Below are 11,782 nucleotides of genomic sequence, written 5' to 3' on the forward strand. Positions count from 1 at the left end.
TTGTGGGAAAACTATTTCGTTTATTATTTATTTACTGTACTTGAACGAAACTCCCCAAATTGTCTATGGAAGTAAACGAGTGGGGCTCCTGAATCGCCAAGAACTACATTTTCTACTAACCCAATGAACATAGTATGATCGCCTGCAGGTATTACTTGGTCTACTTTGCAGTGAATATTTGCTAATGTATTTTTCACCTCATAATGTCCTTCACTTTCCGTATCGACAAAATCCTCAAAGAATTTTGGCGCACCTGCCTTTGCACCAGCTTTTGCGACTTCGATTTGATCTGCAGCCAGTAAGCTTACACTAAACCTATCATTATCAATGATGGCTTGCGTGCTGGCCGAATTTGTCGCAAGGCTTACCATAATAAGGGGTGGCTCCATTGAAATAGAACAACAAGCACTTACAGTTAGCCCCCATGGTCTGCCATCTATTTCAGTCATGACGATCGTTACACCGGCAGCTAACTGACTCATGGATTCACGAAATTTATCTTTTACATCACTCATGGTTTGTTCCCCTCTCATTTTCATATAATATCTTTTAAGAAAACGTCTGTCTTAAAATTCTCCCGAAAGCAGTTTTCCGGAATTAGGCACATAAGGCTTCAAGTTAAGCGACTTTAAAATCTTATAAACAGTAGCAACTGCTGCAGAAATCACCGGTTTGCCAATTTCATCTTCAACTTTCTGGATAGCTTCTAATGAAGGCATTTGAACGCAAGCAGACAGTACTACAGCATCCGCTTGGCTAACATCCAAGTCTTTCACAATATCAATTAAATTAAGAGGATCCTGGCGGCCAACCTCCAGATTATCCGGAATTTCCAAGCTTATAGAATCTGTAACTTGGATTTCACTTGACTCAATATAATCAATAACCTGATTGGTTAACGGCTTCATATAAGGAGTGATAATAGCCACTTTTTTGGCGCCTAATAATTTTATGCCGTCAACAAGTGCGCCTGCACTGCTAATGATCGGAGTTTCCGCTCCATTTTCCTTCGTCGCATTAAACAGACGTTGTTCAGACTCCATATGATACCCTGGACCCTGGCACATAATGGCAACCAAACATGCATAAGCAAGAACATCACATCTTGCATCTGAAAGTTCAACAGCACAGCGGTCACTTTCTATATCCATTGATTTGAGTTCTTCTTTTGTAACATTTTTCATTCGCATTCTGCTTGAGTGGAAAGTAAACGATACATCAGGATCAGCTTGCTCTCTCCATTTAAGCATGGCTGGAATTTCTGTTTCCATCGTTGTATTTGAACTAGGGACAATAAGCCCTATTCGGTAGTTCTTTTTCATCTTGATTCCTCCCTTATCATCACAGATCCTATTAATCTCCCTATTGTTTCAATGTGTTTTAAAACGGCAGCCCGATAGATTGACGAATATGGTTCATGAATGGTTTCCGGTCGTACTCGTGATAGAGGCGTTCACGAAGAAGCGGGGCCGGCAGGGCATTCACATTTTCAAATAGACCAATACGGCCTGCGTGGGAATCTGTAGTAATATCCCAAATAAAGTTCATTAATAAGTTCTTTTGCTTGGATGTTAAGTCGCGGCCAAATAGCAGCTCTTCTAGTTTTCCGCCAATGAACGGGTGTTCATAATCTTTTTCGGAAAATCTCATGACAAGTCCCTGTCCGCATAATTCTTGGAGGTTATGAATGATTTGTGGGTAGTTGATGATACCATGGAGGCGGCCCGCTGTGAGCATGTTGACATCTGGCCACATGACCTCATCCTCAGTAGGTCTAGCTAATTCTTCGGATGCCAAGACATATGCCCTTAAGGTTTGTGCATATTGGATGACGTCGGATACGATGGAGCGGACTCCCGGGATCTTGCCTGTGCCAAGTGCATCCACGATCAGCTGGGCAGCCCCTGCATACAATTCAGCTTTAACAGCTAAACGCGAGAGAATATGCCAGTGTGCTCCTAAAATGACGCTGCCGTATAATTCATTAAGCTCTGGAACTCCGTAGTTGAAGATTCTCCATTTTTCTACAAACACGTTATCGAAAATCAAGAAGGAGTCCATTTCTTCCCCACGTGATTTGATCGGATGGTCGTAGGAGTTGGCAGATTCAGTAGAAACAGTTTCACGGCATATGATGTGGATACCCGGTGCATTTATTGGTACAGACAGCCATAGTGATTCTTCAGGCAATAAACCTGGACGCATAAGGTTGGAGAGGATCATTTCATTACCTTGAGAAGAAATCGAGCCCACAGCCTTCGCTCCACTTATGTAAATCCCTTCCTCCGTCTCTTTCACTACTCGGAGCAAGGCAGGTGTGGAGTCTCCACCCCTCAATTTGTTTCCTAATTCATCATCAAACAAGCGGGCACCGGCTGCAGCTGCTTTGGAACGGTCATTTTGCGGATCGACGAGAACTTCAGGCCCCATGAGGTTATTTTTCTGTGCGTAGTCGATATAGTGAAGGACATTTTCTGCGTATTCGGGTCTTTTGTTGCGGAACTTGGATAGTTGGGCTGCCATTCCTACTGGTACAAGCGGTGCGAGGTCGAAAGGACGTCCAAAAACTCCGAAGGTTTCCCTTGCGATATAATCCGTCAGCTCTCGGCGGCTTTTTAAGTCTTCCTTCGTCCTTGGAATCATCCAGGCTTTGCTAACTCTTTCGCCTAAATCTGGCCGGATATAAGTAAGTGTGTCCTGTGTTTCCGCATTATGCTGGGCGTCAAAGATTTTCGCCATGAGATCAATACCCCCGCTTGTAGCTGAGTGAGTAGTGACATCTGGAATTAATTCACCTTTATAGTACACCTTTCGATCGTCACGGAGGCTTTCTTTAAACATATCTCCGGTTTTTAAAAACTTACTCAATACCTGGGTTGTTTCCATTTTTTCTCCTCCTTTGCTACTCAAGCTTTTCATCGGATTCAAGAACAATCCAATCTACTCTTAAAAATTAAAACATATTAAATATATCCAAACTTACCAAACCTTTCATAAAACCATTTTATATGATAAAAATAATAGTGTCAATATTCTAATTATTTAAACTATTAAAAAACCACCCATTATCTCTTAGATAACCGATGGTTCCATGTAAACTACTTAATCTTTTCTTCTGCTGGCTTCATACCTTTTAGTACTTTATCCAAACTTATGACATCTGCATACCTTGCATTGACGTCTATTAGTGTCGAGTTTTGTAAGTTTGGGTTTCGATCGCCTACCGCTTCCTTAGGGATAATAACCCTGTATCCCCTTTGCAGGGCGTCTACCGCTGTTGCTCTTATACTTCCACTTGTTGTTGCTCCGGCCAATATGATTGTATCAATCTGTTTTTCTTTCAGGAATTCATCAACGTTTTGGTTATGCAGATCGGTGATATATACTGTGTAGTTCATCATATCGTAAGGATAGTCCCTTAACTCGGGATGGATGTTTACCCATGAACTTTGACGATCCAATATTTGAATAGATGGGAATTTTTCACACCAAAGTCTCGAAACACGATTACTTGATTCATAGATTGTTATGCTGAAGATAATTGGTACGTTGAATTTAATGGCTTGTTCTATAAGGCTTTTTGTTGCAGAAATTTGTTCATCTATCTTAATAGCTAATTGTGAATGAGGGTCTGTAAACGCTACCGTTAAATCCCGAATTAAGAGAGCCGGCCTTTCACCAAAGCCTGTTTGCCCTGAAAAACCCTGTTTAGAATAAAGTTGTTTCAATTCATCCAATATATATCTTCTTTGCCCGCCCGGTGTATAGATAACTTTTAAACCATATTCTTCAATGCTTCCATTTTTCTCTAAACGTCTTAAGGTGCTAGGTGAAACTCCAAGCAGCTTGGCGACTTCCGATATATTTAACAGATTTTCATACATTGTGAATTCCTCTTTTCGCAGATATTCTTTCTAAATATAGAGTAAGTTACTAAAGCTACTAAAGGTCATCAAAAATCTCAAAACTTACCATCAGTATAACACATATCTGTACTAAGCAAATGGGATAATATTGCTTTTTTACGTAAAGCATTTTATCTTAAAAAGTGGAGTCTCAAAAGCTTATTTACCGACTGTACCGTTTAAAGATATTGATAATTGGCTTGAGCACTACCGCCAGTATTTGTTACAGGCTGGATGCACTTAAAGGATTTTCAGATGAGGAGGAGCAATGTGTTAGCTGTAATAGAAAAAGCCGAGGATGTAGGCTATATCGCCCGTTACGACCGTCCATTAAAACATTCCGTAGAGAAAGTGTGGGCTGCTTTAACCCAGAATGACAAGCTGGCAAAATGGATGTCAAACCTTCAAGTTGAGGATCTCCAAAAAGGTGGCACCATAAAATTCGATATGCAGGACGGTTCGGGGACATTTATGGTTATGGAAATTTTAGATTTTAAAGAAAACTCCGTACTGGAATTCGAATGGGGTAATGACCGTGTCCGGTTTGAATTGTACCCTACACCTGATGGTTGTCTGTTGGTATTGAAAGAATTCATCAATACGTTAACGGATCATACATCAAAAGATTTAGCAGGATGGCATGTATGCCTGGATATATTTTCTGCCCTGCTGGAAGGCCACTACATGGAATTCCCAAAAGAGGATTGGGAAAAATGGCATGATCAGTATATTGCCTCTGTTAAACAGTTGCAAGAGTAACCACTGGTAATGGATCACCAAAAGAAGGTCTTGCGCGTTTCTATCTTCAGGAAAAACTAAGAGCCCACGGAGAAATAATCATTTTCCCGTGGGCTTTTTATGATGTGCTGTTTAGACAGCCACTCTTATTTATTGATCAATTTTCAGCTTGGCAAGGGCATCTGCCAGCGCTGTATTGATCGGTTCCTCTTTTTTGTGTTGCTGCTTCAGATAAGCATTTACATCCCTTTTCGAAGCATTTTGGTTTTTGTCATTGCTTCTTCTTTGATTAAAAGCAGACAGTTTTTCACGATGGCCGCAGGTAGTGCAGACGAAGATTTGCCCTTCACCTTCACCACGAAGCTCAAGCTTTTTATGGCATTGCGGGCATCTTGCATTGGTTACCTTGGAGATACCTTTGCGGTAGCCGCATTCCCTGTCCTGGCATACGAGCATTTTCCCTTTTTTCCCGTTCACTTCAAGGAGCAGCTTGCCGCATTCCGGACATTTTTTTCCGGTCACGTTGTCATGCTTGAATTTCTTGCCGCTGTTTTTGATATCGGACACAATATGCTTCGTGTAATCCTTCATTTCCTGGATAAAGGCCTGTTTTTTGAGTTTTCCTTTTGAAATGGCTGTCAGCTTTTGTTCCCATTGAGCAGTCAACGCAGGGGAACGCAGCTCCTCAGGAGCCAAATCAAGCAGCTGCTTGCCTTTTGATGTAACAAAGATTCCTTTTCCCTTTTTCTCAATCAGGAACGTATTAAACAACTTCTCAATAATATCAGCCCGGGTAGCTACCGTACCGATTCCGCCTGTCTCCCCTAACGTCTTGATCAGGTCTTTGCTTTCCCCGTTCATGAACCGTGCTGGGTTTTCCATGGCAGAAAGGAGCGTTCCTTCATTGAAAGGTTCAGGCGGTTTGGTTTCCCCGTTCGTTAACGTGACGGAAGAAATATTCAACAAATCGCCCTTTTGGATTGCCGGGAGCACCTGTTCCGCCAGGCCATCCCCTTCATCCTCCTCATCATGCTGGTAGTCATAAACCTCTTTCCATCCAGCTTTAAGTATGACCTTCCCTTTGGCCACAAATATCTCGGAACCGAATTTCGCTTTGATGGTAGTCTGTTCATACTCAAACGGAGGCATGAGTACAGCAAGGAATCGTTTGACAACTAAATCATAGATTTTGCTTTCTTTGTCGCTCAGCTTGCCTGGGAGCGGCGTTTGTTCAGTCGGGATGATGGCATGGTGATCGGAAACCTTGCTGTCATCGACAAACGACTTGTTCACTTTAATCGGATTTCGCAGTATTTTTGAAGCAAACAGTGAATATGGCTTGATGCTTACAGCTTGGAGCCTTTCTTTTAATGTATCCACGATATCCGACGATAAATAACGGGAATCGGTGCGCGGATAAGTTAATACTTTATGGCTTTCATATAAACGCTGCATGATCGATAACGTTTCTTTTGCGGAATACCCAAAACGTTTGTTGGCTTCCCGCTGCAATTCCGTTAAATCATAAAGCTTGGGTGCATAGCTCTTTTTACGAGCTTTATCAACCTCGACCACTTCAGCCTTTTTACCGGTTGCAGACGAAACTATTTTATCTGCTTTTTCTTTATCAAATGTGCGGATATCCTTTGTTTTGCTATCCTGCCAGACGAGTCGGAGCTTGCCATCTGCAAGTGCCGTTGCCCCGTAATAAGGTTTCGGCTGGAAACTTTTGATTTCTTCCTCACGTTTCGCAATCATCGCAAGTGTCGGTGTCTGGACACGGCCACATGATAATTGGGCGTTATATTTTGTCGTCAGTGCCCTTGTCGCGTTCATGCCGACAATCCAGTCAGCCTCAGCTCTTGCAACGGCGGAAGCATACAGGTTTTCATATTCTTTTCCATCGCGGAGCTTCTTGAAGCCTTCTTTAATTGCTTTGTCTGTAACTGATGAAATCCAGAGACGTTTGATCGGTTTCTTCACATTTGCCTTCTCAATGATCCAACGGGCGACAAGCTCCCCTTCACGGCCGGCATCAGTCGCAATAACAATATCCTTTACATCATTCCGGTTCAGCTGGGATTTAACCGCCTGATATTGCTTGCCGGTCTGTTTGATTACCACTAGCTTGAGTGAAGACGGAAGCATTGGCAGGTCTTCCAGTCTCCATGCCTTGTATTTGTCATCATACGCTTCCGGATCAGCATGGGTAACAAGATGGCCGAGCGCCCAGGTAACAATATATTTATCGCCTTCAAAAAAGCCGTTTCCTTTTTTGTTACAATTCAAGACTTTTGCTATATCTCTTCCGACCGAAGGTTTTTCGGCCAGTACGACTGATTTGCTCATCATAACATCCTTTCAATATCGATGTTTCTTTGATAAAAATCGCTTTTCCTATTATCTCATAAATTGGCGGGAAAGGCATATTCATCGTTTCGCTTAAATGGCAGGGCCTTTCGCGTAAATATAGATTTTTTCGCTTAATTCTAGATTCTTTTCGCTTAAAAATCGACAATTTCGCTTAATTGTCCTGATATCCGTTTAATCCGGTAAATCCCGGTCCTCGGTTAAAAAAATTTCCCGAGAAATATGTCGAAATTTTTGCTTATGATTGCAGGACAGTTTCCAGTCTGTTTTTTCCCAGCAAGGATAGTAATCTAGTAAAGATTTTAGTATGATGGAACATAGATGTTTTTTAAATATAAGTGGAGGTTCAGACAATAACATGAGCTTACTTTCAATAGATAAATTAAGCCACAGCTTTGGCGACCGCACCCTTTTCAAAGATGTATCGTTCCGCCTGATGGCCGGCGAACATGTTGGTTTGGTCGGCGCCAATGGTGTCGGTAAATCTACATTAATGAATATTATCACAGGACAGCTAATTTATGATACAGGACGTGTTGAGTGGACGCCAGGTGTAACATATGGCTATCTTGACCAGCATACAGTCCTTACAAAAGGAAAAACGATCCGCGATGTACTGCGTGATGCATTTCTCCCTTTATTCGAACAAGAAAAAGCATTGAATGATGTGACAGAAAAAATGGGCACCGCCACTCCTGAGGAATTGGAAGAGCTGCTTGACCAAATGGGAAAAATTCAAGATGAACTGGAGGCTGGCGGCTTTTATAACCTGGATATCAAAGTCGAAGAAGCAGCACGTGGCCTTGGCTTAGATGCAATCGGTCTTGACCGGGATGTATCTGCCCTTTCCGGGGGCCAGCGCACGAAGGTCTTGCTTGCAAAATTATTGCTGGAGCAGCCGGAAGTCCTGCTATTGGACGAGCCAACCAACTATCTTGATGTAGAGCATATCCGTTGGCTAAGCAATTACCTGAAGGAATATCCGCATGCTTTCCTATTGATTTCCCATGATACAGAATTCATGAACGGTATCGTGGATGTTATTTTCCATCTTGAATTTTCCAAGCTGACCCGATATACGGCAACTTATGAAAAATTCCTGGAGCTCGCAGAAATCAACAAGAACCAGCATATCAATGCATATGAAAAGCAGAAGGAGTTCATTAAAAAGCAGGAGGACTTTATTGCTAAAAATAAAGCCCGTTATTCCACTACCGGGCGTGCGAAAAGCCGGCAGAAGCAGCTTGACCGGATGGAGCGAATTGACCGCCCGGAAACAGCGATGAAGCCGACATTTGACTTTAAGGAGTCAAGAGGAAGCAGCCGATATGTTTTTGAAGGAAAAGACTTGGAAATTGGCTATGACCGTCCGCTTCTCCCTAAACTAACTATGCAGATTGAACGTGGGGAGAAAATCGCCATAGTGGGTTGCAATGGCGTCGGAAAATCGACTTTACTTAAAACGATTCTTGGAAAAATCGAGCCGTTAAGCGGTTCTGTTGTTCTGGGTGATTTCCTGTACCCATCTTATTTCGAGCAGGAAGTGAAAGCCGGTGACATCACACCGATCGATGATGTTTGGAATGCCTTCCCGCATCTCGACCAGCCACAGGTCCGCGGTATACTTGCCAAGGTAGGATTGAAAAATGAGCATATTTCCCGGCCGCTTAACCAACTGAGCGGTGGTGAGCAAGCAAAGGTCCGCCTCTGTAAGCTAATGCTGAATGAAAGCAACTGGCTCCTATTCGATGAGCCGACAAACCATCTCGATGTTGTCGCCAAAGAAGAATTGAAGCGTGCGATGCAAGCATATAAGGGCACGATTGTACTCGTGTGCCATGAGCCCGATTTCTATGAGGATTGGGTTACAAAAGTATGGGACGTAGAGGAATGGAGCAACCAGATCCAAGCATAAAACAAAAGGCCATCTTCGTGTAGTGAAGATGGCCTTTTGTTTTAATATATAAATAGAACAAATGCTTGAGGTGATGAACATGCTTTCAAAATACAATTCAATCCAAAGGGATCAGCTTGAAATGGTTACTTTAGATCAATTGGTACCAGAGGATCACTTGGTCCGGAAAATGGAGGCCGCCATTGATTTTTCGTTCATTTATGATTTGGTCAAGGATGTGTATTCGGAAGTAGGTCGCCCAAGTATTGATCCGGTGATTTTAATCAAATTGACATTTATTCAATATACGTTCGGCATTCGCTCCATGCGTCAAACCATCAAGGAAACGGAAACGAATATGGCCTACCGCTGGTTTTTAGGATATGGCTTTCATGATAAAGTGCCTCACTTTTCTACCTTCGGCAAGAACTATGAGCGTCGCTTTAAAGATACAGACCTGTTCGAACAGATTTTCTATCGGATATTAAAAACAGCAGCTGAGAAAAAACTGATTAGTCCCGAACATGTCTTTGTCGATTCAACACACGTTAAGGCAAGCGCCAATAAACATAAATTCGAAAAGAAAGTCGTACGTAAAGAAACACGGGCTTATCAGGAACAACTTCAAAAAGAAATCAACCAGGACCGGGAAGACCACGGAAAAAAGCCGTTCCCCCCGGACAAGTTTGATAAAGAAGAATCAAAGGAAATCAAAGAAAGCACAACCGATCCGGAAAGTGGCTATTATGTAAAGGACGAACGTACCAAACAGTTCGCCTATTCTTTCCATGCGGCTTCTGACCGTAATGGATTTGTGTTGGGGACCATGGTCACACCGGGCAATACGCATGACAGCCATATGTTGGAACCTCTGGTTGAGCAAGTGATTGAGGTAGTTGGAAAGCCAAAAGCTGTGGCGGCAGACGCAGCTTATAAAACACCTGCCATTACGAAGTATTTGCTCGATAACGAAATGACACCGGCTATGCCTTATACGCGGCCACGCACAAAAGATGGATTTTTCCGAAAACACGAATATGTCTATGATGAACACTTCGACTGTTATATTTGCCCGGCTCATGAGATATTGGCTTACTCGACAACCAACAAGGAAGGCTATCGTGAGTACAAGTCACCGAAGCACAAATGCGCAGGCTGCCCTTTTTTATCGCAGTGTACCGAAAGTAAGGACCACCAAAAAGTGGTGACCCGGCATATATGGCAAGAGTATGTGGAGGAAACAGACCATCTTCGTCATCATGAGGATGTCAAACCGATCTATGCGAAACGCAAAGAAACCATTGAGCGCGTATTCGCAGATGCAAAAGAAAAGCATGGCATGCGTTGGACAACGTTAAGGGGACTTAAAAAATTGTCGATGCAGGCGATGCTTACTTTCGCTGCCATGAATTTGAAGAAGATGGCCAATTGGGCATGGCGAGCCCCAGAAATGGCATGAAAATGAGGCTGTAGAGGTCAACTCACACTGAAAATGGAGAAAAAAGAGAGAAAATTTAACAAAAGGGGTTCGGAATCAAACCATTCCGAACCCCTTTTGTCGACAATCTGAGGCCATCTTCGTGTAGTGAAGATGGCCTTTTTTGTAGTTTAAGAAAGATCTCGATCACTGACCATCAGCCCAACAAATTAGACGCACTGATCAACAACCATCGCTCATGCCATAAATTGACGGTTTCTCCGCCACCAGTGTATATGTCTTCGGCAAGCCGATGTCGTGCATTTTATGGTTTGGCTCTTCTTCCAATACCTTTATCATAAGACCGGACTGGCCAACTGAAGTAACGAGTTCCCCTAGCGTCCACTTTCTTTGAACCACATTAGCCAGTTTTTGTTGATCTTCTCCAGACATATGCTTGGAAAATGCCACGGTGTTGCTTTCGATCGCTGGGTCAAAATAATTGCCTGTTACCTTGTGCTTTTTCCCAGTGGAAGTGATCAGCTTTGTAGAAATTGGATGGAATTCGTGTAACACAAATATTCCTCCCGGCTTTAACAACTGTTTTATGATTTCCATTAATGGGTGTAAATCAATGAGGTAGTGCAGTACACCGAGTTCCATTAGCACGATATCCGCCTCCCCATTTAAGTGTTCTTTTGGGAGGGACAGTACATCCGATACAACATATTCAAATGATACCCCGGCTGCATCAGCCAGCTCCGTTGCAAAGGCAGCATTTTCCTGAGAAAAATCAACAATTTTAACTTCTGCACCTAATAGTGCAAGTGCCGTTCCTTTTACACCGTTGGATCCCATTAAATGAACCACTTTTTTTCCTGGTAGATCTCCCAGGTATTTATAAAAAGGCTGCAGTCTCCATTTAGGGTTTTGTTTAATTTTATCCGAAATTTCTTCAGGCTTTCCGTACCGGTTAATCAGCGCCTGATAATTATTCTGGTTCCATGCACGTTCGTTTTGCTCTTTAAATTCGGATTGCTTATGCAATAAATGATCATGAATTTCCGTGCGGTATGCTGCCATTACCTCTCCATACAAAAAGATGTACAGGGACTGGCACCACAATTCCCCGTCTTCCAACTGCACAGAAATGCGATAAGGGTCTGTTTTAATGGTTGTGTTAAATAGGCAGCTTACTGTTATATGTATTCCCTCTGCCTCAAAACAGAACGATGCACGCTCCTCACTTTTTTCTGGTTCTGAAGGAGAATAGGCAGAAAAAAGGGCAAAAGCATCTTGAAACAAATCCCATTGAATGGATACTTCTACACGATTGAGTTTTTTTATTGCTACTCCCTGCATAAAAAGAGCAGCCGCTCCCGTAAATTGATATGGAATGCCACCCTGTTCCAAGGCCTGGCCAACAGTCAGGATGGCATTTCGAAATTCTATATTCAT

The 11,782-nt window shown here is 42.7% G+C and carries 9 protein-coding genes; 3 read left to right on the forward strand and 6 right to left on the reverse strand.

Translation table 11 applies throughout. The annotated features are described in order from the left end of the window. Positions 1 to 23: 23 nt before the first annotated feature. The 4 genes from CUU64_RS01360 to CUU64_RS01375 form a co-directional block, all read right to left on the reverse strand. A complete protein-coding gene (locus CUU64_RS01360) occupies positions 24 to 539 on the reverse strand; it encodes a flavin reductase family protein (protein ID WP_101631478.1) in 516 nt (171 codons plus the stop codon). Positions 540 to 566: 27 nt separating this feature from the next. Continuing rightward, positions 567 to 1,322 (reverse strand): maleate cis-trans isomerase family protein, encoded by a 756-nt coding sequence (locus CUU64_RS01365; protein ID WP_101631479.1) that lies wholly within the window; start codon positions 1,320 to 1,322, stop codon positions 567 to 569. 58 nt (positions 1,323 to 1,380) lie between these two features. Continuing rightward, a complete protein-coding gene (locus tag CUU64_RS01370; RefSeq protein ID WP_101631480.1) occupies positions 1,381 to 2,886 on the reverse strand; it encodes a 4-hydroxyphenylacetate 3-hydroxylase N-terminal domain-containing protein in 1,506 nt (501 codons plus the stop codon). Positions 2,887 to 3,098: 212 nt separating this feature from the next. Further along, complete coding sequence (locus CUU64_RS01375; protein ID WP_101631481.1) at positions 3,099 to 3,884, reverse strand: isochorismatase family protein; 786 nt, start codon at positions 3,882 to 3,884, stop codon at positions 3,099 to 3,101. A 291-nt stretch (positions 3,885 to 4,175) separates the two neighbouring features. Here CUU64_RS01375 and CUU64_RS01380 point away from each other — a divergent pair, with 291 nt between their 5' ends. Continuing rightward, entirely contained in the window at positions 4,176 to 4,664 is a 489-nt protein-coding gene (locus CUU64_RS01380) for an SRPBCC family protein (protein ID WP_101631482.1), read from the forward strand. A gap of 129 nt (positions 4,665 to 4,793) precedes the next feature. Here the strand turns inward: CUU64_RS01380 and CUU64_RS01385 are convergent, their stop codons facing one another. Further along, positions 4,794 to 6,992, reverse strand: coding sequence for a DNA topoisomerase III (locus CUU64_RS01385; RefSeq protein ID WP_101631483.1), 2,199 nt, complete (start codon positions 6,990 to 6,992; stop codon positions 4,794 to 4,796). A 379-nt stretch (positions 6,993 to 7,371) separates the two neighbouring features. On the opposite strand from CUU64_RS01385, the gene CUU64_RS01390 reads away from it, so the two are divergent. Then, positions 7,372 to 8,928, forward strand: coding sequence for an ABC-F family ATP-binding cassette domain-containing protein (locus tag CUU64_RS01390; RefSeq protein WP_101631484.1), 1,557 nt, complete (start codon positions 7,372 to 7,374; stop codon positions 8,926 to 8,928). Between the two features lie 79 nt (positions 8,929 to 9,007). Continuing rightward, complete coding sequence (locus CUU64_RS01395) at positions 9,008 to 10,366, forward strand: IS1182 family transposase (protein WP_101631485.1); 1,359 nt, start codon at positions 9,008 to 9,010, stop codon at positions 10,364 to 10,366. A 201-nt stretch (positions 10,367 to 10,567) separates the two neighbouring features. Here CUU64_RS01395 and CUU64_RS01400 read toward each other — a convergent pair whose 3' ends face one another. Then, the gene (locus tag CUU64_RS01400; protein WP_257985352.1) at positions 10,568 to 11,782 is read right to left on the reverse strand and encodes a class I SAM-dependent methyltransferase; all 1,215 of its coding nucleotides are present in this window, start codon (positions 11,780 to 11,782) and stop codon (positions 10,568 to 10,570) included.

The organism is Bacillus sp. V5-8f (assembly GCF_002863565.1).
Classification (GTDB): domain Bacteria; phylum Bacillota; class Bacilli; order Bacillales; family DSM-1321; genus Peribacillus.

What these genes read in the sequence shown, in the direction of transcription:
- CUU64_RS01360 (WP_101631478.1), bottom strand. Translation starts at nt 539, where the DNA reads ATGAAAATGAGAGGGGAACAAACCATGAGTGATGTAAAAGATAAATTT.
- CUU64_RS01365 (WP_101631479.1), bottom strand. Translation starts at nt 1,322, where the DNA reads ATGAAAAAGAACTACCGAATAGGGCTTATTGTCCCTAGTTCAAATACA.
- CUU64_RS01370 (WP_101631480.1), bottom strand. Translation starts at nt 2,886, where the DNA reads ATGGAAACAACCCAGGTATTGAGTAAGTTTTTAAAAACCGGAGATATG.
- CUU64_RS01375 (WP_101631481.1), bottom strand. Translation starts at nt 3,884, where the DNA reads ATGTATGAAAATCTGTTAAATATATCGGAAGTCGCCAAGCTGCTTGGA.
- CUU64_RS01385 (WP_101631483.1), bottom strand. Translation starts at nt 6,992, where the DNA reads ATGAGCAAATCAGTCGTACTGGCCGAAAAACCTTCGGTCGGAAGAGAT.
- CUU64_RS01390 (WP_101631484.1), top strand. Translation starts at nt 7,372, where the DNA reads ATGAGCTTACTTTCAATAGATAAATTAAGCCACAGCTTTGGCGACCGC.
- CUU64_RS01395 (WP_101631485.1), top strand. Translation starts at nt 9,008, where the DNA reads ATGCTTTCAAAATACAATTCAATCCAAAGGGATCAGCTTGAAATGGTT.
- CUU64_RS01400 (WP_257985352.1), bottom strand. Translation starts at nt 11,782, where the DNA reads ATGAATATAGAATTTCGAAATGCCATCCTGACTGTTGGCCAGGCCTTG.